The following is a 21372-nucleotide window of genomic DNA, read 5'->3' as shown; positions in this document are numbered from 1 at the left end:
TCAGCCGTCGATCCGAGGAGATGCGCGTGTACCTGTCGACCGTCTCCCGACCGGTCACCGGTCCGCCGGGGCCGCGACGCCGACGGTTCGCCATGGTCAGCGGCAACGTGGTGGCACTCGGCACGGTCAGCCTGATCACCGACGTCTCCGCCGAGATGGTGGCGGCCGTCCTTCCGCTCTACCTGGTGCTGGGTCTGCAACTCAGCCCGGTGGCCTTCGGCGTGCTCGACGGCGTCCACACCGGCGCGACGGCGCTGCTGCGGGTCGTCGGCGGTTTCGTCGCCGACCGGTTCCGGCGGCGCAAGCTGGTCGCCGGCGCCGGCTACGCGCTCTCGACGGTCGCCAAGCTCGGCCTGCTGCTCGCCGGTCGGTCGGTGCCGGCGATCGGCGCGGTCATCGCCGTCGACCGGCTCGGCAAGGGCATCCGCAGCGCGCCCCGCGACGCGCTGATCACCCTGTCCACCCCGCCCGAGGCGCTCGGGCGCGCGTTCGGGGTGCACCGGGCCATGGACAGCGTCGGCGCGTTCCTCGGGCCGCTCGCCGCGTTCGCGGTGCTGCTGGCCGTCGGGCAGTCGTACGACGCGGTCTTCGTCACCAGCTTCTGCGTCGCCGCCCTGGCTGTCGTGGTGCTCGTGCTGTTCGTCCGGGAACGCCCCGACGGCGAGCCGGCCGACGGGCCGGACGAGCCCCGGGTCTCCGTCCGCGAGGCGTTCGGGCTGCTGCGCGGCCGGCCGGCCCGCCGGATCGTGCTGGCGGCGGCGCTGCTGGGGCTGGGCACCATCGGCGACGGCTTCGTCTACCTGCTGCTGCAACGCCGGGAGGATCTCGGCCTGCGGTGGTTTCCGCTGCTCGCGGTCGGCACCAGCCTCGCCTACCTGCTGCTCGCCGCCCCGCTCGGTGTGCTCGCCGACCGGATCGGCCGGCTCCCGGTCGTGGTGGGCGGATACCTGGCCCTCGGTGCGACGTACCTGCTGCTGTCCGGCCCGGTGCACGGCTGGCCGGTCCTCGCGCTGACGCTGGCGCTGTACGGCACGTTCTACGCGTGCACCGACGGAGTGCTCATCGCGCTCGCCGGGCCGGTGCTGCCGGCACGGCTGCGGACCACCGGGATCGCGCTCGTCCAGACCGGGCAGGCGCTGGCGTACCTCGTCTCGTCGGTCCTGTTCGGCCTCGCCTGGCAGGCGTGGGGGCCGCAGAACGCGACCCGGGCGGCGGCCCTCGCGGTCGCCGTCGTTCTCGTCGGCACGCTGCTCCTGCTGGCTCCCCCGTTCCGTTCCGTGCCCCGGAGGGTGTCCCGATGACCGCGATGTCGACCCGAGCGAAGATCGCCGTGGTGACCGCCTCGGCGGTGCTGCTGGGTGCCGTGGCGGCCGGCTACGCCGCCACGGCGGCGGAGCCGACCCGCACGCCGCCGCCCGCCGCGGGCGACCGGGCGGTCACCCTCACGCCGGGTCCGCGACTGCTCGCGATCACCGACCGGTACGTCTCCGCCGTCGCCGCGACCGACCCGTCCGGGCCGCGCACCGTGTCCGGACTGGAATGCCTACGGGTGTACGCCGCGGCCGGCACCGGTGTCTGCCTGCGGCCGGAGAACGCCTGGTCGTACCAGGTCGTCGTGCTCGACTCCGCGCTGCGTCCGACACGCACCCTGAGCGTGCCGGGCCTGCCGAACCGGGCCCGTGTATCGGCGTCCGGGCGGATGGTCTCCTGGACGACGTTCGTCGGCGGCGACTCCTACACCGCGAGTGGCTTCTCCACCCGTACCGGAATCCTCGACACCGTGACCGGCGCGACGGTGACCTCCCTTGAGGAGTTCGCGGTCACCCGCGACGGTCGACGCCACCGCAGCCCGGACGTCAACTACTGGGGCGTCACCTTCACCGCCGACGACAACCGCTTCTACGCGACCATGTCGACGCAGGGCCGGCGGTATCTCGTCCGGGGCGACCTCGCCGCCCGGACGGTCGAGACGGTGCGGGAGAACGTCGAGTGCCCGTCGCTGTCACCCGACGGCACCCGGATGGCCTTCAAGGAGGCCGTCGACGCGACCCCGGCGAAGGGCTGGCGGTTGTCCGTCCTCGACCTGGCGACCATGCGGGTGACCGCGACGGCCGAGACGACCAGCGTCGACGACCAGGCCGCCTGGCTCGACGACGCGACGCTTGCCTACACGCTGCGCGCGGACGACGGCCGGCCGGACGTGTGGAGCGTCCCGGCCGACGGGTCCGGCGCGCCGAAGCTGCTGATCCCCGGCGCGGAGTCCCCGTCCCCGCTCACCTGAGGGTCAGGACACCTGACCCGCCTTGGCGCGGACAACATCCCGTCATGTCGGATTCCGCGGCGCACCCATCGCCGTTCATCGACGTTCCCGAGGGTATTGACCATGACAAGGCTGAGCCGTCGCATTTTCGTCCTCAGTGGACTGGTTGCCACCGGCGTCGCGGTGACACCCCGCCAGGGTGCCCGAGCCGCCGCGGTGCCGTACCCCTTCAAACTCGGTGTGGCGTCCGGTGACCCGGCGCCCGACAGCGTGGTCCTCTGGACCCGGCTGGCACCGTCACCGCTCAACGCCGACGGACAGGGCGGCATGGCCAACGCCGACGTGACCGTCGAGTGGCAGGTGTCCACCACCGACCGGTTCACCTCGCTGGTCGCCTCCGGCTCGGTGGTGGCCCGCTACGCCGACGCGCACTCGGTGCACGTGATCGCGGGCGGGCTCGCCGCCGACTCCGACTACTTCTACCGGTTCCGCGCCCAGGGCCAGATCTCCCCGGTCGGGCGGACGCGGACCGCCCCGGCACCGAGCAGCTTCGGCCGCGACCTGGTCATGGCCTTCGCCTCCTGCGCCCACTACGAGGCCGGCTACTACACCGCCTACCGGCGGATGGCCGAGGAGAACCCGGGGCTGATCCTGCACCTGGGCGACTACATCTACGAGGGCGGCGTCGGCACCTCGGCCGTACGCCAGCACGTCGGCGCCGAGATCGTGTCGCTGGCCGACTACCGCCGCCGGTACGCGCTCTACAAGTCCGACCCGGACCTGCAGGCGGCCCATGCGGCGGCACCCTGGCTGGTCGTGCCGGACGACCACGAGGTGGAGAACAACTACGCGAACATGGAACGGGGCGTCGAGCATGGACGCGTGGGACGGCTACCGCGCCTCCCGCAGCCGGATCCAGACCGGCTGGCAGCAGCGTGGGGTGCGTAACCCGCTGGTGCTCACCGGCGACGTGCACCGGTCGTGGGCCAACGATCTCAAGGCCGACTACGCCAACCCGTCCTCGGCCACCATCGGCACCGAGCTGGTCTGCACCTCGATCAGTTCGACCGGCAACGGCAGCGGCAGCACCACCGTCCCGAACGCGGCGGCCAACCCGCACCTGAAGTTCTACTCCGACCGGCGCGGCTACGTCCGTACCACGATCAGCCGCAGCCAGGTCCGCGCGGACTTCCGCGCGGTGAACACGGTGACCGAGCACGGCGCGGCGGCGTCCACGGTGCGGTCGTTCGTCATCCTCGACGGCCAGCCCGGCCTGCAGGCCGGGTAGAAGGAGAGCCACCCATGACCGCACTCACGTCACTGCTCGCCGCGTCCCTGCTCGTCCCGAACGTGGTGCCGGCCCCGATCGCCGTCACCGCCGAGGCGATCACCTGGACCACGGCGAACAGCGTCGCCACCGGCGACCAGGATCTGCCCGCCATCGCCATGAACCGCAACGGTCACGTCGCGGTGGTGTGGGAGGACGACCGGGACAGCACCGCCCCGGCGGACGACACCCACACCGAGGTCTACCTGCGCCTGTTCCGCGACGGCACGCCCAGCTACGAGCTGAAGCTGTCCACCGGAGGCACCAGCGGAGCCGCGTGGCGGCACATCAGCCCCGACGTGGGGCTCGACGACAAGGGCAACGCCGTGGTGGTCTGGGCCGCCGACGGCGACGGCAACGGCGTCTACAACATCCAGTACCGGGTGGTGTCGCCCACCGGCACGGTGCTCGGCTCGGGGCAGGCCAACGCCTCCGACGCGGGGCAGCAGATCTGGCCGAAGGTGGCGGTCGACCCGGACGGCGCGCCCACCAACGCCGCCGCGGTCGGCTTCACCGTGGTCTGGGAGGACGTGCAGGGCACCGCTCCCGCCACCATCAAGGCCGCCGGCTTCACCGCCGCGACCACCAAGGGGTACGAGGTGACGGCCTCGCAGACGACCGGCGCGCACCACCGCCCCGACGTGGCGGTGTCGGCGTCCGGCGAGGCGCTGGTGGTGTGGGACGAGGACGCCGACGCGAACGGCTCGTACAACATCGGTCTGACCCGGCTGGCCCGGTCCAACGGCGCGGTGGTGCTGTCCCGGCGGACGGCCAACGCGCAGAACGGCGGACAGCAGCAGCGGGCCTCGGTCGCGGCGACCTTCGCCGGTGACTTCACCGTCGGCTGGGAATCCGACCACACCGGCACCCGGGGCGTCTGGGCCCGGTCGTTCACCGCCGCCGGTACCGCCCGGCACGGCGAGGTCCCGGTGTCGACCGGCACCGGGGCCGTCGCGCCCAGCGTCGGCATCGACGACGAGGACAACGTCGTGGTGGGCTGGACGGTGTCCGGCACCAACCCGGACGTCTGGGCGCGGGGCCTCAACCCCGACGGCACGTTCGACGGCCGGCTGGCCGCGCAGGCACTGAGCCAGACCACGACGGGCCGGCAGGAGCACTTCGCCGTCGCCGCGTCCCCGTGGGGCGAGGTGAGCCTCTGCTACACCGACGACAACGACGGTAACGCCTTCGACCAGGTGCTCCTCGGCCTCGGGGCGACGAACTCCACCTGGCTCATCTCCGCCGACGAGCTGCGCCGCCGCAAGGCGCGGGCGGGCTTGACGACCCGCTGAGCGGGGCGTGATCCACTCGGTTCGGTGAAGTCGCGGTGTCCCCGGCAGCGGGACACCGCGACTTCGGCGAAACCGCGATGTGCTCAGCCGATCCGGGTCAGCGGGCCCTGCGACTCCCGCCCCGGCCGGGCGGCAACGCGGTTACCCGCGACCGATCAGCCGAAGAGCAGGTCGAGGTGGGCGTCCAGCGCGCCCAGTGCCTGTTCGGCGGTGTACTGCCCGCCCAGCAGGTAGACGCCCAGCCCCTCCATCAGCGCCAGCAGGCCGGCTGCGGCGGCGGCACCGTGGCCGTCGGGCAGGACGCTGGCAATGAAGCCGGTGAACCGCGCGGTGTCCTCGTGCAGGCCGGGCGCAGCCGACGGTCGTACCGCCGTGTAGGCGAGGAACGCGAGCGCCACCCGCCCGTCGTCGCGGGTGCGGTCGTCGAGCGGCAGCAGCGCGGCGAGCATCGTCCGCAGCAGCAGCCGAGGCGACGGGGTCTCGCCGAGCCGGGCCACCGCCTCGGTGACCCGGATCTGGCTGCGCTCGCGGACCACGCTCAGCGCGAACGTCATCATCTCGTCCTTGGTCCGGAAGTAGTGCTGGACCATCCCGGCGGACACGCCGGCCGCGGCAGCCACGTGTCGGAGGCTGACGGCCTCCAGGCCCTGATCGGCGGCGACCCGCATCAGCGCGTCCGCGATGAGGGTGCGTCGCTCCTGGTGATCGACCTTCTTGGGCATGGCCTCGATCGTTTCACAGTGGGTGACCCGGACACTCCGCCAGCGGCGGCGTCACCGGCTGACGGTGGTGCTCGCGGGGGTGCCCCGCGCGCTGCGCAGCAGGCCGTCCGGGTCGTCGGCGTACAGGCGCAGCTCGTTCATCGGCATGGAGCCGGTCTTCGGCAGGTCGAAGGTCGTCGGCCGGCGCAGCAGGACGTCGATGCTCGTCTGGCTGCCGACCGAGATGGACAGCACCCGACGGTCGCCCTCCTGCTCGACCTGCACCGACCGGCTCGACGGCAGCGACCGGTGGCGCTTGCGCAACGCCTCGACGTCCGTCCACGGGATCCAGATGTCGATGCCCGAGTTGAGCCGCACCCGCAGGCCCCGGTCACCCACGACGTGGGGGTGGATGGTCATGCTGGCGAAGAGGCCCACCATCCAGAGCACACCCCAGACGCCCAGGGCGAGCACGATCCAGCGGGCGGGCCGCCACGGCACGACGTGGGTGACGATGAGGTCGAAGATCGGGATCTCGACGACCGACAGGCCGATGAAGATGCCGAGGATCGGCTTGACCACGCCCAGGTAGCCGAACGGCTCGTCGCCGGGCCCGAGCGGCAGGGGGCGACGCCGCGCCCACACGTACAGGCTGCGCCACATCGCGGCCTCGGTAACGGCCGCCCGGCGCAGCAGCGGTCCCACGGTCGCCCTGGTCGGCGTCTTCGTGTCGGTCATCGTCGTCCTCGGGGTGGGGGATCGGCGGTCAGTGGACGGTGACGGTTCCGGCGGCGCCGTCGACCGTGACGAGCTGTCCCGTGACGATCGTCCGGGTCGCGTCCGGCACGCAGATGACGGCGGGAATGCCGTACTCCCGGGCCACGGTCGGGCCGTGGGCCATGATCGCGCCGGTCTCGGTGACCAGCGCCGCGGCGGTGAGGAAGAGCGGAGTCCAGCCGGGATCCGTGGTCGCCGCGATCAGGACGTCACCGGGTTCGACGTGGGCGGTGCCCGGGTCGTGGACCACCCGGGCGGGCCCGGTGACCCGGCCCGCGGACGCGCCCACGCCGGTGCGTGTCCCGTCGCCGGGGGGCGCTGCCGGCAGGATGGTCTCGACGTCCGTGCCGTCGGACAGCAAGGCCACCGGCACCGATCGGCGTCGCAGCTCCCGACGGTGCACGGCCCGCCGGGAGGCGACCACGTCGCGATGATCAACCCCTTGGTGTACGGCGGTGTGCACCTCGTCGAGGGTCAGGAACATGACGTCGTCGGCCTGCTCCAGCAGCCCGGAGCCGTGCAGGTCGGCGCCGATGAGCAGCAGCTGCCGACGCGTCTCCCGTAGCGGGTACAGCCCGGCGAACTTGCCGGCCTCGCGAAGGCCGGCCAACGAGCGGGCCCGGCGCAGCAGGAACCCGGCGATCCGGCCGCGCACCGGCCGCCGCCGGCGCACCCGCGTCACCAGCTCCTCCAGCGCCGTCTCCGCCGCCGCGGCGGCACGGTGGAAGCGCTGGTCGGGGCCCTGCGCCGGATCGGTGACGCGCAGGTAGTTGGCGAGCGCCGCGAAGACCGGTGTCGGATCCTCGGCCCACCGTGGCACGCCGAGGTCGACCTCCGCGACGCCCCGATGGCCGTACGCGTCCAGGAAGGCGGCCAGGCCGATGTCGGGTAGCGTTCCGCCCAGGTACCGCGTGGTCAGCTCGTCCGGTGGGGTGTCGAGCAGGAGTTGACGGTGTTCACCCACGCCCTGGGCGAGCCGCCACAGGGCCAGATCCATCTCGATGGTGACGTTGTGCGGCATCCCGGCCAGCACGGCGTGGATCTCGTCCGGCCCGGCGACACCCTTGAGCAGCGCGGCCGGCAGCGCGGCGGCGAGCATCCCGGCGACGATCGGCCACATGATCGCGTCGGCGCTGTCGTCGGCGTCGCGCGCCTGCACGAAGCGCAGACGGTCGGCGGCGGTCCGCAGGTCGTCGGGGGGCATGGACCGTACCCTGATCTGCTCGACCGCCTCGACCATCGAGATCCGTGCCGTCTCGGGCCGGGCCAGTGCGCGCACGATCCCCACCACCGCGCGACCGGCCGTGCGGAGCGACGCCGCCCCCTGCGCGGCGCCGCGCCCGGTGCCGCCGCCGGTCGGGGCGAACCGCGGGTCCGCCAGGACGTGCCGCATCACCGCCTGCGCCCGGGGGCCGAAGTCGACGGCCATGAGCTTGACCAGTCGCCTGCGCGACGACCTGCTCCGGGCCAGGTCGGTCAGGTCCCCGTAGAGGCGGCCACCGATGTCGACGATCTCGACCCGGACGCCGAGCGAGGCGAGCATCGCCGTGATCTGCGCCCGCAGGGTCGCCATGCCCATCGGGGTGACCGGTTGCAGCATGCCCTGGACGTGGCCGAACTCCAGGTAGACGCGGGGGAGGGGCCCGTCGGTGGCCGGCGGGAGGGGGAACAGAGTGGTGATCGGCCGCGACTGCAGCAACCAGAGCACGTCGTCCGCGTCGATCGCCCACTCCACGTCCTGCGGGCAGCCGAAGTGATCCTGCAACCGCTCACCGGTGGTACGCAGTCGCGCCAGGTGGGCGGGGCTCAGGCATCCCGTGTCGTCGCGCGCGACGCCGTCGAGGACGTAGTGGTCCACTCTCGTCGCGCCGTCCACCACGGCGGTGCCGAGACCCGGCGCGGCGTCGACCGCCATCTCGTCGCGGCGGCCGGTCACCGGGTTGGCGGTGAACAGCACCCCCGCCACGGTGGGCGTGACCATGCGTTGCACGACGACCGCCATCCACACCTCGTCCTGGTCGATCTGACGGGCGTCGCGGTACGCGGTCGCGCGGTCGGCGCGCAGCGAGGCCCAGCACTTTCCGATCGCGGCGATCAGCTCCGCGCCGCCCGTGACGTTGAGGACGGTGTCCTGCTGTCCGGCGAAGCTCGCGTCCGGCAGGTCCTCGGCGGTGGCGCTGGAGCGCACCGCCACCGGGCCCGCCCCGAGCCGCTGGTACGCGGCGAGGATCTCCGCCTCGGGGATGACGCCGAGCCGGTGGGCGTCGGCGGTGACGCAGAAGCCTTCGGGGACGCGTTCGCCGCGCCGGATCAACTCGCCCAGGCCGGCCGCCTTGCCGCCAACCAGGTCGATCATGTCGGTGGTCGCCTCGGACAACGCGATCACGTGCATCTGGGCGCCCCTCTCAACGCAATGCGAGTGCATTGCATCCACCGTAGCGCTTTCACGATGCAACTGCAATGTCAACGGATGTGGCCGCCACTCCAAGGCCGACGCGCAGGCGCAGGGTCGCGAGATGGCAGCCGACCGGGGCGTCGAGCACGTGATCAAGAAGCAGGACGGCACGATCGGGGAGAAGAACACCTACCCGCGCAGCCGCGACCCGCGAGACATCGAGGGCTGACCGCCCCCGGTCCCCTCCGACTGACCTCGTCGGCGTGCCCGGCGAGGTCAGTCACGTTTCGCGAGCCAATCAGGCCGGCATGACTCAGGCCGGCACGACGTAGGGGAAGGTGTCCGCGCGGGCGGCCTTCGTGACCTGCGGGTTGAGGCCGGAGGTCGTGCCGGTGTTGAGGACCAGGGAGAACATCACCTCCGGCGCGTTGTCCGCCATGGTGCGGCCGTTGCGGACCGCGAAGCCGTAGTTCGCGGGGGTGCCGACCGTGTACGACAGCACGTCGGGGTAGAGCTGCTGGGCGACGCTGCGACCGTACGCCTGGGGGTCGGGTGCGGTGCCCATCGCCGCGACGACCCCGGCGACGGCGTTGGCGATCTCCTCGCCGTCCTCGGCGAGGTCCTGACCGGGGTGCCGGACATTGGCCGGGTTGGAGAAGTCCGTGTCGTGGGGCCAGAAAATGGGCCACATCATGGGGTGACCCGCGCGGTTGATCTGCCGCCATCCACCGGCGTCGGTGGCCAGCAGGGTGCGACACCAGACGCCGATCTCGGTACCGGCGCGCAGCAGCGGCTCGTCATGGGAGACCTCGAAGACGATGGACTCGACGGTGGTGCCGGCGAAGCTGTTGCTGGCCTGGTCGATCCGCCACTTCGACCGATCCACCTGCGCGCCGTTCGTGACCGCGCCGTTGATGGTCGCGAGCTGGTCGAGATCGACATAGAACGGGTCGGTGATCCGGCCCGCCCAGATCCGGACGTTCTGCCCGATGGTCACCTCGCCGGTCCTGCCCTGCGCGATCGGAGTGCCCATGGCGGCGTCGTCACGGGCGTCGGCGCCGGCGAGTTCGTACAGCTGGAAGGTCTGCCTGGCGTCGCCGTCCGGCTCGCCGAAGGCGAAGCGGTAGGTCAGCTCCTCCATCCCCGCGCCGTTGAAGTGAATCTTGAACTCGTAGCGGGCCTCGGCGTGGAATCCGCGCTTGATGTCGGCCTTCGTCACTGAGCTGTTGACGTCCATGACGAACACGGTGGCGCGGTCGCCGTCGAAGACATACAGGTCGTCGATGAAGAGCTGCCCGCTCTGGGCGGCGAGGGGCGTGTCGAGGTGATGCGACATGGACGTGCTCCCGAGACAGCTGAGTTACTTGGACTAATCCGAACATAGCGGGCATGAGTGCGTCGCCTGCCGCATCGCCCGAATCCGATCCACCCGCCTGCCTCGCGACGAAGGACGGCATGGGGAAACGGTCGGGCCGCCCGATTTCTTCTCGGACGGCCCGGCCGCTCGCTGGCCTCGTCAGAAGCGGGACCACTTCTGGTTGGATGCGCCGAGGCAGTCCCACAGGTGCAGCTTGCCGCCGTTGTTGGGGTTGGCCTCCCGCACGTCCACGCACTTGTTGGCGCTGAGGTTGACCAGATCGCCCGCGCTGTTGAGGGTGAAGCGCTGGGCCGGATTGCCGTTGCAACTGACCAGGTTGACCTCGGTGCCGTTGGCGGTGCCGGCCCAGGCCGGATCCATGCACTTGCCCATCGCCCGCACGGTCCCGTCGGAGGCGAAGGTCCACGCCTGCGCCGCGGTGGTGTTGCAGTCCCAGATCTGGAGCTTGGCGCCCTCCACCGGGTTGGCGCTCGGGATGTCGATGCAGCGCCCGCTCTGTGCTCCCCTGATCCTGCTGGTGCCGGGGGCCGGGTCGCCTCCGCCGGACGTGTAACTGGACACCCGCACGTAGTTGACGAGCATCTGCTGTGGGAACTGGGTGGAGCCGTCCGGGTAGCCGGGCCAGTTGCCGCCGACCGCCACGTTGAGGATCATGAAGAACGGGTGGTCGAAGACCCACCGGTTGCCGCCGAGTCGGGCGGGGTCGACCCGGTGGTACTGCCGTCCAGGTACCAGGTGATCGCGTTCGGCTCCCAGTCCACCCGGTAGGTGTGGAAACCGTCGGCGAGCGGACCGCCGAGGGTGCGGCTGCCGGTGATGCCGCCGCCGCCGGAGTAGCCGGGGCCGTGCACCGTGCCGTAGACGGTGTTGGGTTCCCGGCCGATGTTCTCCATGACGTCGATCTCGCCGGCGTCGGGCCAGCCGCCACCGGTGCCGAGCATCCAGAACGCCGGCCAGATGCCCTGACCGCGTGGAATCTTGATGTTGGCCTCGAAGCGACCGTACGTCTGGGTGAAGGTCGCCGCCGTCAGCAGCCGGGCCGAGGTGTACTCGCAGCGCCCGTAGTGGCACTGGTAGTTGGCGGGGTTTTCCCGGCGGGCGGTGATGACGAGGTTGCCCTGGCCGTCGTGCACGGCGTTGCTCGTGCTGTTGGTGTAGTACTGCCGCTCGTTGTTGCCCCAGCCGCTGCCGCCGATGTCGAAGCGCCACTTGCTCTGATCGACGGGTGTGCCGGCTGGGGCGTTGAACTCGTCCTGCCAGGTGATCGGCCCGATGGCGGCCTCGGCGCGGTCGGACTGCGCCGGGACGATCAGGGCGGCGGCGGTGGTGACGAGGGCGACCGCCGCGAGGACGAAGGGTCGGAGGCGGGGTGCGGGGCGGGCTGTGAACACGGGAGGCTCCTCAGCGAGGGGGGTGGCGGAGGCTGCGCGCCGGAGAGGTGGAGAGCGCTCTCTAAAGCGAAGCATGTCGATATCATGTCTTTCTGTCAAGAGTGTTTCCAATACGACGACCGTCCGTTACCGCCCGATCGCACCCCTCGATAGCGGTCGAATCGACCCTTCCTATTGCCGTGGAGCGTCCACCCGGGACAGGATGACGAGGTTCGCAGGAAACCTCCCCGTAACCTGCGCGCTGCTGGTCTCTGTCACAAGGAAGTGGGAGTCAGTCATGAGCGACGCGTCGACGGCGCTGGGTGTGCGCCTCTACCCGGATCTGGTCGAGCGGGGTGGTCTGGCCCCCGCGCTCATCGAGACCGCCGCACACCACCAGCTCGACATCGGCCGGGTGACCGCCCCCGAGCAGGGGCGAAGCCGGTTCACCTGCGCCGAGCTGCACTCCGACCAGGGCGTCGCCTGCGTCGGGTTGGGCTCGCAGGCCCGATACTTCATGATCGACCTACGGGTTTCGGGCGAGGTGCTGGCGCGCGGCGACGTCATGGACCTCCTCCGGGTCGCCCAGGTCGCCGCCGCCTGGCGGGCCGGGCTGACGATCGCCGAACTGACCGCCCGGTTCCCCTTCATGGAGGAGAACAAGCACCGGCCCGCGCCAGTGGCCCAGGTCGGTTAGCCGGCCGCGGCTGGGTCAGCAGCGCAGCCGGGGCGGCAACGGCGGCCCGACGGTGACGTCGCGGTCCAGGTAGGACGCCTCGACGAAGGCGAGGAAGCGTTCCGCGTCGGCCGCGTTGGAGGCCAGACCGAACGAGACCCGGGCCGCGCCACCGGTCGGCAACCGCAGCGCGCCGAGGTACTGGTCGATCGTGTCGACCCGGGCCAGCAGGCGCCGCCGCAGCGAGGTCCCGCTGATCCCGAACGCGCCCTCCCCGGCACCCGGGTTGCAGAAACAGCCGGTGCGCAGGGAGAAACCGGCCGACGCGGATTCCCGGGCGATGAGCCGCTCGTCGACCAGGGACCCGTCCGGGCGCAGGACGTTGAACGTCACGGTCGCGCCCCGGCCCTCGCCCGTCGTCGGCCCGTACACCCGCACCACCGGTTGACCGGTGCGGTGCCGCAGCGCGGTCAGGCGGCCCAGCAGCCACTCGGTGAGCAGGCCGACGCGGCTGTGCACGAGGTCCACGCCGATCCCGTCGAGCCACCGCAGCCCGAACAACACGTCCGGGATGCTCAGGAAATTGAGGGTGCCGTCCTCGAACGCCGACTCGTCGTCCATCGAACGGTGCCAGTCGCCCTGCACACTGACCGCGCGGATCGTGCCGCCGGCGAACCACGGGCGGCGCAGGCGGGCCAGCGCCTCGCGGCGGGCCAGCAACGCGCCGATGCCGGTGGGGTATCCGAACAGCTTGTACCAGCTCAGGCAGACGAAGTCCGGCCGCACCGTGCGGAGGTCCAGCCGGTTCGTGGGTGTGAACGCGGCCGCGTCGAGCAGCACGTCGTACCCGTGCCGGTGGGCCAGGTCCACCCAGTCCAGCGGGTGCTGCACGCCGGAGAAGTTGCTCTGCGCGGGGTACCCGAACAGCCCTCGGCCCTGGGCCCGTCCCCACCGCCGGCCCCGGGCGGCCTCCAGCACCGTGCCCAGGTCGGACTCGGCGACGCGCAGCTCCGGGCCGCTCAGCGGCACGTAGCGCACCGACGCCCCGGCCGCCCGGGCGTACTCGCGGATGCCGTTCACCGAGTTGTGGTTGTCCCAGGTCAGCACGAGCGGCGCCGCACCGCCGAAGTCGTACGCCTCGCCGACCAGACGGCAGGCGCCGCTGGCGTTCGCGGTGAACACGACCGCGTACTCGGCCGGGTCGGCGTGGAAGAAGTCGAGCACGGCACGCCGGGTCGACTCCACCAGCGAACCGGCCGCCGCACTGGTGGGGCTCTCCGAGTGCGGGTTGCCGTACAGACCCGCCAACAGCCGGTCGTGGTGCGCCCGCACCTGCGCCTGGGCGGCCACCCCGGCCCCGGCGTAGTCGAGGTAGACCTGGCCGTGCCGGTCGAGATGCTGGTACTCGGTGGCACGCAGTTCGTCGATCCGGGCGGTGCCGGCGTACCCCGGCAGCGCGGCCGGCGAGGTGGGAGGGGTGTGCTCAGTGCCCACGGCGGGACTCTCGACGCACCAGCACCGCCCAGGTCGCGGCGAGGAAGAGCAGCACGAACGCGCCGAGCACCAGCCAGTTCACCCAGGTGCATGGGCAGGACATCCGCCGTCCGCTCGGGCTGGCGCACGACCTGCGTCCCGAGCGGCTGCGCGCCTCGCTGGACTTCCTGACCGGCCCTCGCACCGTCGGCTTCTTCGTGCCCCGGGGGCTCCCCACCGGCCTGCGGTTCGAGGCGACCGATCTGGGCTGGGCGTCGGGGGAGGGGCCGACCGTCGCCGGCCCGGCCGAGCCGTTGCTGCTCGCGCTGACCGGCCGCCCCGTCGCTCTCGACGAACTCTCCGGCGGCGGCGTCGCGACCCTGCGCGGCCGGCTGACCCGCTGACCGGGACCGAACCCGGCCGGCCTTCACCGGGGTACGCAGACTGAGGTGTCGCGTGCCTGCCACCGCTCGCACTCCGCGCACGGCGGGCGAGCGGGGTGGGCGAGCGAGGTGGGTGGGGTCCTGGAATCCGGTGTGTCCCGGGCGCGGGGAGACCGCGATATCAAGGAGAGCGAGTGGATCACGCGGATCCGCTCATTTCGGGACAGCGGGGCACGGCAGGGACGCCGGAGGCGTCGGTGTGGCCGAACGGCCCTCGCCGATGTCCGCCTCCGTCAGAGGCGTTGATCACATCGGCGTTTATCGGTGGCCGTGACGGGTGGTGTGGTGGGCGTCTGACCAGGCCGTTCGATGTCGGCGGACGGCGGGCTATGCTGCCCGGCGACCGGCCGGCGGAGATCGTGCCTGGTGGCGGGCCTGCGATCAACGACCGATGTCGATCACGTGGGCCGTCGGGCCCGGCGGGAGTGTGGCGAGCCGATCCGGGGTACCGGGAGGGGCCGCCGGGGCCGCTGTGGCGTGCGAACACTGCGCTACGTCTATATTGCCGGATTGTTACATTTTCAACAGTCCCTCGCCTTGCGGATGGCCTCTCCACCGCAATACGTTGCCGTCAACAACAAAACCAAGTGAAGGTTCAACCTTCCGGAGGCAACCGATGACGTTGGCGAGGTGGTACGAGCTATGAGCGACGTGCCGATCCTCCTTGAGATGCGCTCCATCACCAAGGAGTTCCCCGGAGTCAAGGCCCTCTCCGACGTCAACCTGGTGGTTCGCGCCGGCGAGATCCATGCCATCTGCGGCGAGAACGGTGCGGGCAAGTCCACGCTGATGAAGGTCCTCAGCGGGGTCTACCCGTACGGCAGCTACGACGGCCAGATCGTCTACCAGGGGTCGGAGAGCAAGTTCTCCGACATCCGGGCCAGCGAGAACGCCGGAATCGTGATCATCCACCAGGAGCTCGCGCTCATCCCGGGCATGTCGATCGCCGAGAACATCTTCCTCGGCAACGAACCGCGCAAGCGGGGCGCGATCGACTGGAAGGCCGCGAACCGGATGGCGCTGGACCTGATGGCCCGGGTCGGTCTCCAGGAGGACCCGGACACCCTGATCAAGGACATCGGGGTCGGCAAGCAGCAGCTCGTGGAGATCGCCAAGGCGTTCGCCAAGGACGTGAAGCTGCTCATCCTGGACGAGCCGACCGCGGCTCTGAACGAGGCCGACTCCAAGCACCTGCTGGACCTGCTGCGCGGCTTCCGCTCCCGCGGCATCACCTCGATCATGATCTCGCACAAGCTGAACGAGATCGAGGCGATCGCCGACCAGATCACCATCCTGCGCGACGGCCGGACCGTGGAGACCCTCGACGTCAAGGCGGACGGGGTCGACGAGGACCGGATCGTGCGGGGCATGGTCGGCCGTGAGCTGAGCAGCCGGTTCCCGGACCACACCCCGAAGATCGGCGACGTCTTCTTCGAGGTCCGCAACTGGAACGTGCGCCACCCGATCTCCGCCGAGCGGCAGGTCTGCAAGAACGAGAGCTTCGTGGTGCGCCGCGGCGAGATCGTCGGCTTCGCCGGTCTCATGGGCGCGGGCCGTACGGAACTCGCGATGAGTGTCTTCGGCCGCTCCTACGGGGTGTACGAGTCGGGCACGATCATCAAGGACGGCAAGGAGATCGTCCTGAAGTCGGTCGCGGACGCGATCGACAACGGGCTCGCGTACGTCAGCGAGGACCGCAAGGCGATCGGCCTCAACCTCCTCGACGACATCAAGTCGTCGACGGTGGCGGCCAAGTTGTCCAAGATCTCGCACCGCGGCGTCCTCAGCGAGGTCGAGGAGTACCAGGCGGCCGAGGCGTACCGCAAGGAGTTGCGGACCAAGGCCCCGACGGTCGACGAGAGCGTCTCCAAGCTCTCCGGCGGAAACCAGCAGAAGGTCGTCCTGGCGAAGTGGATGTTCACCGACCCGGACCTGCTGATCCTCGACGAGCCGACGCGCGGCATCGACGTGGGTGCCAAGTACGAGATCTACGGCATCATCCAGCGGCTCGCCGATCAGGGGAAGGGCGTCATCGTCATCTCCTCGGAGCTGCCTGAGCTGATCGGGCTGTGCGACCGCATCTACACCGTGTTCGAAGGTGCCATCACGGGCGAGATCGCCCGGGCGGACGCGACCCCGGAAAACCTCATGAAGCAGATGACCTCGACGAAGAAGATGCTGACAAAATGAGCCGATTGAAGGACCTTCAGAAGAACCTGTTCGGAGGCACCACCTCCAACGCTCGCCAGTTCGGGATGATCTTCACCCTGGTGGCGATCGTCGTCCTGTTCCAGATCCTGACCGATGGCCTGACCCTGCGGTCGGACAACCTGATCGCGCTGTTCCAGCAGAATTCGTACATTCTGATTCTGGCCATCGGCATGCTCATGGTGATCGTCGCCGGGCACATCGACCTGTCGGTCGGCTCCGTCGCCGCCTTCGCGGGCATCCTGGTGGCCAAGTCGATGGCCGAGTGGGACCTGCCCTGGCCCGTCGCCATCCTGTTCGGCCTCGCGATCGGCGCGATCATCGGCGCCTGGCAGGGCTTCTGGGTGGCGTACATCGGGGTGCCGGCGTTCATCGTCACCCTGGCCGGCATGCTGCTGTTCCGTGGTGGCAACCAGTTCATCGGTAACGCCAACACGATCCCGGTGCCGGAGGGCTTCCGGGAGATCGGCTCCGGCTTCCTGCCCGAGTTCGGTCCGAACACCGGCTACAACAACGCGACGCTGCTGCTCGGTCTGGCCGCCGCGGTGGCGGTGGTGTGGCGCGAGATCCAGGCCCGCAAGACCCGTCGGGCGATGGACGCCGACCCGGCACCCATGTGGATCTCGATCCTGCGGATGGCCATCATGGTCGGGGTCATCGCCTTCGCCTCGCTGCGCTTCGCCAGCGGTCGCGTCGGCACCAGCTTCCCGATCTCCGGCATCATCCTGCTGGTCCTGGTGATCGCGTACTCCTTCTACACCCGCAACACGGCCGGTGGCCGGCACATCTACGCGGTGGGCGGCAACTCCCGGGCGGCCGAGCTGTCCGGCGTGAAGCTCAAGCGGGTCAACTTCTTCGTCATGATGAACATGTCCGTCCTGGCCGCGCTGGCCGGCATGATCTTCGTGGCCCGTTCGGCGGCCTCCGGCCCGCAGGACGGCAACGGCTGGGAGCTGGACGCCATCGCCGCGGTCTTCATCGGTGGTGCGGCCGTCTCCGGCGGTATCGGCACCATCAGCGGCTCGATCGTCGGTGGTCTCGTCATGGCCGTGCTCAACAACGGCCTGCAGCTGATGGGCGTCGGCACCGACCGCGTCCAAATCATCAAGGGTCTGGTCCTGCTGCTGGCCGTCGCGATCGACGTCTACAACAAGAGCCAGGGGCGCTTCTCCGTCATCGGGAGCCTGATGCGGCCGTTCCGCCGCGAGGACTCCGCCCCACCTGCCTCACCGCCGGACGCGGAGCGCGAGCCCGCCAAGGCAGCGGTGTCCGGCTGACGGCCACCGACCTCTCCACCCGTCTCACATCAAGAAAGGCAAGTCCTCACCATGCGTAAATTCTTCGGCACGTCGGTGGTGGCCATCAGCGCCGCCGCCATGCTGGCCCTCGCCGGCTGCGGCTCCGGCCGTGACGGCGACTCCGGCTCCGGCGGCGAGGCCGCCAAGGGCTTCGCGGCGAACTCCCTGATCGGTGTCGCCCTCCCGGCCAAGACCTCGGAGAACTGGGTCCTCGCCGGTGACCTGTTCACCAACGGTCTCAAGGAGGCCGGTTTCCAGGCTGACGTGCAGTACGCCGGCGCGTCGACCACGGTCGCCGACCAGCAGGCCCAGATCACCGCCATGACCACCAAGGGCGCCAAGGTCATCGTCATCGGCGCGACCGACGCCGCGCAGCTGTCGACCCAGGTCGCCGCCGCGCACGCCGCCGGTGTCAAGGTGATCGCGTACGACCGGCTCATCACCAACACGCCGGACCTCGACTACTACGTCGCGTTCGACAACTTCAAGGTCGGCCAGCTCCAGGGCCAGGCCCTGCTGGACGGCATGAAGGCCAAGAAGCCGAACGGCCCGTACAACATCGAGCTGTTCTCCGGCTCGCCGGACGACAACAACGCCGGTGTCTTCTTCAACGGCGCGATGAGCGTGCTCAAGCCGGAGATCGACAAGGGCAACGTCGTTGTCGCCTCGGGTCAGAAGGACGTCAAGCAGACCGCTATCCAGGGCTGGAAGGCCGAGGGTGCGCAGGCCCGCATGGACCAGCTGCTGACCTCGACCTACGGCAGCAAGGAGCTGGACGGCGTCCTCTCCCCGAACGACACGCTGGCCCGCGCCATCCTGACCTCGGTCAAGGGTGCTGGCAAGCCGACCCCGGTCGTCACCGGTCAGGACTCCGAGGTTGAGTCGGTCAAGTCGATCGTCGCTGGCGAGCAGTACATGACGATCAACAAGGACACCCGCAACCTGGTGAAGGAGACCATCAACATGGTCAAGGCTCTCCAGGCCGGTAACGCCCCGCAGGTGAACGACACCAAGTCCTACAACAACGGCAGCAAGGTCGTCGACACGTACCTGCTCCCGCCGGTCGCCGTCACCAAGGCGAACGCGGCTGAGGCGTACGCCAACGACCCGAAGCTCGCGCCGCTCACCAAGTAATCACCGCACGGTAGGCAGCAACGCCGATGGGTCCCGGATCTCCTCTTCCGGGACCCATCGTCGTCCTGTCGCACCCGCACCACCCGGCAGCGACCCGGAAGGAGGTCTGACCGTGGGGGCACCCATCCGGTCCAGGCCAGCCGGCGTCGGCCGTAACCCCGAATCCCCACTGCCACCGGTCCCCGGCGCGAGCCAGGAGGAGATCCGGCGGCAGAACCTCGGCGCCGTGCTGCGTTACGTGCACCTGCACGGGCCGACGTCCCGGGCCGAGCTGACCAGCCGACTCGGCCTCAACCGCAGCACCATCGGCGCCCTCGCCGCCGACCTGGTCGCCGGTGGCCTGGTCACCGAGGACGTACCCACCACCGCCCGTCGCGCCGGCCGCCCCTCGCTGGTGGTCAGCCCGCGCTCCGACCGGGTCTACGCACACGCCCTGAGCATCGACGCGGACCGGCTGCGGGCCGCCCGGGTCGGCCTCGGCGGACGCATCCTCGATCTGCGCGAGGTCGCCCGGCCCGGCGGCATGTCGGCCGTCGACGCCGTCCGGCCGCTCGCCGACCTGGTCCGCGACATGGAACGCTCGGTGGCCCCCGACGCGCTGCTGGTGGGCGGCGCGGTCGCGGTGACCGACACCACCCGCACCCCCGACGGCAGGATCAGGGTCGCGAGCGTCGAGGCGACCCTCGGGGCCGCGCTCGAGGCCGAGCTGACCGCCTGCCCGGGCTTCGTGGCCGGCGACCTGGCCGACATCGCCGGCCTGGCCGAGCACGTACGGGGCGTGGCCGCCGGCGTCGACGACCTCATCTACCTGCACGGCGACGTCGGGATCAGCGCCGGCATCATCGTCGGCGGCCGGCTGATGGCCGGCCACCGTGGCCACAGCGGCAAGGTCGGCCACATGGTCGTCAACCCGAACGGCCTGCCCTGCGGCTGCGGCTCGCGGGGCTGCTGGGAGACCGAGATCGGGGAGGCCGCGCTGCTGCGGCATGCCGGCCGGGACCCCGGCGACCGTGCGGCGGTGGCCGAGGTGCTGCGCGCCGCCGCAGATGGCGACTCGACCGCACGGGCGGCGGTCGAGCAGGTCGCCGAGTGGCTCGGCTTCGGCGTGGCCAACCTGGTCAACGTGGTCAACCCGGACGCGGTGGTGTTCGGTGGCTCGCTGCGCGACATCTTCACCGCCGGGGCGGACACGGTCCGCCGTCGGCTGGACACCATGCCGCTGCCGGGAGCCCGGGAGCACCTGCGGTTGCGCGCGGCCGCGCTCGGCCGCGACGCCGTCCTGATCGGTGCCGCCGAGCTGGCCTTCGACAAGCTCCTGGCCGATCCGCTCAACGTGGGTGTGGCGGGCCAGACCGAGACCGCCACCCCGGCGTAACCCGCCCGCGACGTCGGGCAGTGCTGGCCGTGGCCTGGCCGATCGTGCTGGTCGCCGTCTTCGGGCCGCTCTCGGTCGCCCGGTACCGGCGGCTCGCCGGCTGAGCCGCCGACCGGCGCGGTGTCGGTGCTCGCCGTTAGGGTCGGCGACGTGGTCGTCCACCAGATCGATCGGGCTCAGGCGCGGCGGATCGCCGTCCGTGCGCAACTGCTGGCCGCTCCGCGCCCGCCCGACCTGCTGACGGTGGTACGCCAGCTGACCCTGGTGCAGATCGACCCGACGGCCGCCGTCGCGCCGAGCGCCGACCTGGTGTGCTGGAGCCGGCTCGGCTCGTCGTACCAGCCGGAGCACCTGCGGCGGGCGCTGGAACGGGACCGGACGCTCTTCGAGCACCACGCGATGGTGCGTCCGATGGAGGACCTGGGGCTCCATCTCGCCGCGATGGCGCAGGCGCCCGCCCACGGGCGGCAGCGCGAGTGGTTGCGTGCCAACGACTCGTTCCGCCGCGACGTGCTCGACCTGCTCCGCTCCAACGGTCCGCTGCTCTCCCGCGACATCCCGGACACCTGCGTGGTGCCGTGGCCGTCGTCGGGGTGGACCAACAACCGCAACGTCACCCAGATGCTGGAGTTCCTGGTCCTGCGTGGCGAGGTCGGGATCGCCGGCCGCCGGGGGCGGCAGCGACTCTGGGACGTGGCGGAGCGGGTCTACCCGGCCGGTACGCCCGTCGTCCCTGTGGAGCAGGCGCACCGGCTCCGCAACGAGCGCCGGCTGCGGGCGTTGGGCATCGCCCGGGAGAAGACGGTGGTCGTCCCCGGCGAACCGGCCGAGGTCGGTGACGCCGGTGAGCCCGCGGTCGTCGAGGGCGTCGCAGGCGTGTGGCGGGTGGACCCGGCCGCGCTCGGGCAGCCCTTCACCGGTCGTACCGCGGTGTTGTCGCCCTTCGACCGGCTGGTGCACGACCGGGTCCGCCTGGCCGAGCTGTTCGACTACGAGTACGTGCTGGAGATGTACAAGCCGAAGGCCAGCCGGCGGTGGGGCTACTTCGCGTTGCCGATCCTGCACGGCGACCGGCTGGTCGGAAAGGTCGACGCCACCGCCGACCGCAGGCGCGGCGCGTTCACCGTGCACGCCGTCCACGAGGATGTGCCGTTCACTCCGGAGCTGACCCGGGCCGTGCACGACGAGCTGCACGACCTGGCGTCCTGGCTCACGCTGACCGTCGAGGGCCTGCGCTGACGGGTGCTCGCCGAGGCCCCCGCACC

At 71.0% G+C, this 21372-nt stretch carries 18 protein-coding genes and 1 pseudogene; 13 read left to right on the top strand and 6 right to left on the bottom strand.

Translation table 11 applies throughout. The annotated features are described in order from the left end of the window. Positions 1 to 20: 20 nt before the first annotated feature. From AB0H52_RS14640 to AB0H52_RS14620, 5 genes are all read left to right on the top strand, one after another. A complete protein-coding gene (locus AB0H52_RS14640; RefSeq protein ID WP_225854120.1) occupies positions 21 to 1301 on the top strand; it encodes an MFS transporter in 1281 nt (426 codons plus the stop codon). After that, positions 1298 to 2281, top strand: coding sequence for a PD40 domain-containing protein (locus AB0H52_RS14635; RefSeq protein WP_151487947.1), 984 nt, complete (start codon positions 1298 to 1300; stop codon positions 2279 to 2281). Before AB0H52_RS14640 ends, AB0H52_RS14635 begins: the two co-directional genes overlap by 4 nt. A 102-nt stretch (positions 2282 to 2383) precedes the next feature. After that, positions 2384 to 3208, top strand: coding sequence for an alkaline phosphatase D family protein (locus AB0H52_RS14630; RefSeq protein WP_225854121.1), 825 nt, complete (start codon positions 2384 to 2386; stop codon positions 3206 to 3208). Then, the gene (locus AB0H52_RS14625) at positions 3135 to 3548 is read left to right on the top strand and encodes an alkaline phosphatase D family protein (RefSeq protein ID WP_225854122.1); all 414 of its coding nucleotides are present in this window, start codon (positions 3135 to 3137) and stop codon (positions 3546 to 3548) included. The genes AB0H52_RS14630 and AB0H52_RS14625 overlap by 74 nt, the downstream gene beginning before the upstream one ends. 14 nt (positions 3549 to 3562) lie before the next feature. Then, positions 3563 to 4879: a hypothetical protein gene (locus tag AB0H52_RS14620; protein ID WP_151487948.1), complete on the top strand. Its 1317-nt coding sequence runs from the start codon at positions 3563 to 3565 to the stop codon at positions 4877 to 4879. A 155-nt stretch (positions 4880 to 5034) separates the two neighbouring features. On the opposite strand, the gene AB0H52_RS14615 is transcribed toward AB0H52_RS14620, so the two are convergent. The 3 genes from AB0H52_RS14615 to AB0H52_RS14605 are packed head-to-tail and all read right to left on the bottom strand — an operon-like array spanning position 5035 to position 8749. Next, positions 5035 to 5601 (bottom strand): TetR family transcriptional regulator C-terminal domain-containing protein, encoded by a 567-nt coding sequence (locus AB0H52_RS14615; RefSeq protein ID WP_151487949.1) that lies wholly within the window; start codon positions 5599 to 5601, stop codon positions 5035 to 5037. Positions 5602 to 5652: 51 nt separating this feature from the next. Next, a complete protein-coding gene (locus AB0H52_RS14610; protein WP_357947819.1) occupies positions 5653 to 6318 on the bottom strand; it encodes a hypothetical protein in 666 nt (221 codons plus the stop codon). A 28-nt stretch (positions 6319 to 6346) separates the two neighbouring features. Then, positions 6347 to 8749, bottom strand: coding sequence for a PEP/pyruvate-binding domain-containing protein (locus AB0H52_RS14605; RefSeq protein ID WP_151487951.1), 2403 nt, complete (start codon positions 8747 to 8749; stop codon positions 6347 to 6349). Here AB0H52_RS14605 and AB0H52_RS14600 point away from each other — a divergent pair. Further along, positions 8712 to 8981 (top strand): DUF2188 domain-containing protein, encoded by a 270-nt coding sequence (locus AB0H52_RS14600; RefSeq protein ID WP_225854123.1) that lies wholly within the window; start codon positions 8712 to 8714, stop codon positions 8979 to 8981. The two genes, AB0H52_RS14605 and AB0H52_RS14600, sit on opposite strands and share 38 nt — an antisense overlap. 84 nt (positions 8982 to 9065) lie before the next feature. On the opposite strand, the gene AB0H52_RS14595 is transcribed toward AB0H52_RS14600, so the two are convergent. Next, positions 9066 to 10088 carry a DUF4331 family protein gene (locus AB0H52_RS14595; RefSeq protein WP_151487952.1) on the bottom strand — a complete coding sequence of 341 codons (1023 nt, stop codon included), beginning with the start codon at positions 10086 to 10088 and terminating at the stop codon, positions 9066 to 9068. 180 nt (positions 10089 to 10268) lie between these two features. Continuing rightward, positions 10269 to 11521 (bottom strand): annotated as a pseudogene (locus AB0H52_RS14590) (family 16 glycosylhydrolase). Between the two features lie 277 nt (positions 11522 to 11798). Here AB0H52_RS14590 and AB0H52_RS14585 point away from each other — a divergent pair. Further along, positions 11799 to 12197, top strand: coding sequence for a hypothetical protein (locus tag AB0H52_RS14585; RefSeq protein ID WP_151488808.1), 399 nt, complete (start codon positions 11799 to 11801; stop codon positions 12195 to 12197). A gap of 15 nt (positions 12198 to 12212) precedes the next feature. Here AB0H52_RS14585 and AB0H52_RS14580 read toward each other — a convergent pair whose 3' ends face one another. After that, complete coding sequence (locus tag AB0H52_RS14580; protein ID WP_151488807.1) at positions 12213 to 13670, bottom strand: aminotransferase class V-fold PLP-dependent enzyme; 1458 nt, start codon at positions 13668 to 13670, stop codon at positions 12213 to 12215. An 86-nt stretch (positions 13671 to 13756) separates the two neighbouring features. Between AB0H52_RS14580 and AB0H52_RS14575 the strand changes: the two genes are divergently transcribed. The 6 genes from AB0H52_RS14575 to AB0H52_RS14550 all read left to right on the top strand — a co-directional run bounded on the left by AB0H52_RS14575 (position 13757) and on the right by AB0H52_RS14550 (position 21346). Continuing rightward, a complete protein-coding gene (locus AB0H52_RS14575) occupies positions 13757 to 14053 on the top strand; it encodes a hypothetical protein (RefSeq protein ID WP_151488806.1) in 297 nt (98 codons plus the stop codon). A gap of 681 nt (positions 14054 to 14734) precedes the next feature. Next, entirely contained in the window at positions 14735 to 16282 is a 1548-nt protein-coding gene (gene mmsA, locus AB0H52_RS14570; protein ID WP_151488805.1) for a multiple monosaccharide ABC transporter ATP-binding protein, read from the top strand. Next, positions 16279 to 17577, top strand: a complete 1299-nt coding sequence (gene mmsB / locus AB0H52_RS14565) for a multiple monosaccharide ABC transporter permease (protein ID WP_151488804.1) — start codon at positions 16279 to 16281, stop codon at positions 17575 to 17577. Before mmsA ends, mmsB begins: the two co-directional genes overlap by 4 nt. A gap of 51 nt (positions 17578 to 17628) precedes the next feature. Further along, complete coding sequence (locus tag AB0H52_RS14560) at positions 17629 to 18732, top strand: sugar-binding protein (protein WP_151488803.1); 1104 nt, start codon at positions 17629 to 17631, stop codon at positions 18730 to 18732. A 169-nt stretch (positions 18733 to 18901) separates the two neighbouring features. Continuing rightward, positions 18902 to 20107, top strand: a complete 1206-nt coding sequence (locus AB0H52_RS14555) for an ROK family transcriptional regulator (protein ID WP_225854205.1) — start codon at positions 18902 to 18904, stop codon at positions 20105 to 20107. 150 nt (positions 20108 to 20257) lie between these two features. Continuing rightward, a complete protein-coding gene (locus AB0H52_RS14550; RefSeq protein ID WP_151488801.1) occupies positions 20258 to 21346 on the top strand; it encodes a crosslink repair DNA glycosylase YcaQ family protein in 1089 nt (362 codons plus the stop codon). The last annotated feature ends 26 nt before the right edge of the window (positions 21347 to 21372 follow it).

This window comes from Micromonospora sp. NPDC050695 (genome assembly GCF_040654415.1).
Taxonomy (GTDB): Bacteria; Actinomycetota; Actinomycetes; order Mycobacteriales; family Micromonosporaceae; genus Micromonospora.
Note: the sequence above shows the minus strand (reverse complement) of the source record. Positions and strands in the feature narration are given on the sequence as shown.

Bases quoted from the DNA above. Each gene is read 5' to 3' on its own strand.
- AB0H52_RS14605 (WP_151487951.1), bottom strand. From the start codon at position 8,749: ATGCACGTGATCGCGTTGTCCGAGGCGACCACCGACATGATCGACCTG.
- AB0H52_RS14560 (WP_151488803.1), top strand. From the start codon at position 17,629: ATGCGTAAATTCTTCGGCACGTCGGTGGTGGCCATCAGCGCCGCCGCC.
- mmsA (WP_151488805.1), top strand. From the start codon at position 14,735: ATGAGCGACGTGCCGATCCTCCTTGAGATGCGCTCCATCACCAAGGAG.
- AB0H52_RS14610 (WP_357947819.1), bottom strand. From the start codon at position 6,318: ATGACCGACACGAAGACGCCGACCAGGGCGACCGTGGGACCGCTGCTG.
- AB0H52_RS14635 (WP_151487947.1), top strand. From the start codon at position 1,298: ATGACCGCGATGTCGACCCGAGCGAAGATCGCCGTGGTGACCGCCTCG.
- AB0H52_RS14600 (WP_225854123.1), top strand. From the start codon at position 8,712: ATGTCGGTGGTCGCCTCGGACAACGCGATCACGTGCATCTGGGCGCCC.
- AB0H52_RS14585 (WP_151488808.1), top strand. From the start codon at position 11,799: ATGAGCGACGCGTCGACGGCGCTGGGTGTGCGCCTCTACCCGGATCTG.
- AB0H52_RS14640 (WP_225854120.1), top strand. From the start codon at position 21: ATGCGCGTGTACCTGTCGACCGTCTCCCGACCGGTCACCGGTCCGCCG.
- AB0H52_RS14620 (WP_151487948.1), top strand. From the start codon at position 3,563: ATGACCGCACTCACGTCACTGCTCGCCGCGTCCCTGCTCGTCCCGAAC.
- AB0H52_RS14625 (WP_225854122.1), top strand. From the start codon at position 3,135: ATGGACGCGTGGGACGGCTACCGCGCCTCCCGCAGCCGGATCCAGACC.
- AB0H52_RS14595 (WP_151487952.1), bottom strand. From the start codon at position 10,088: ATGTCGCATCACCTCGACACGCCCCTCGCCGCCCAGAGCGGGCAGCTC.
- AB0H52_RS14615 (WP_151487949.1), bottom strand. From the start codon at position 5,601: ATGCCCAAGAAGGTCGATCACCAGGAGCGACGCACCCTCATCGCGGAC.
- mmsB (WP_151488804.1), top strand. From the start codon at position 16,279: ATGAGCCGATTGAAGGACCTTCAGAAGAACCTGTTCGGAGGCACCACC.
- AB0H52_RS14630 (WP_225854121.1), top strand. From the start codon at position 2,384: ATGACAAGGCTGAGCCGTCGCATTTTCGTCCTCAGTGGACTGGTTGCC.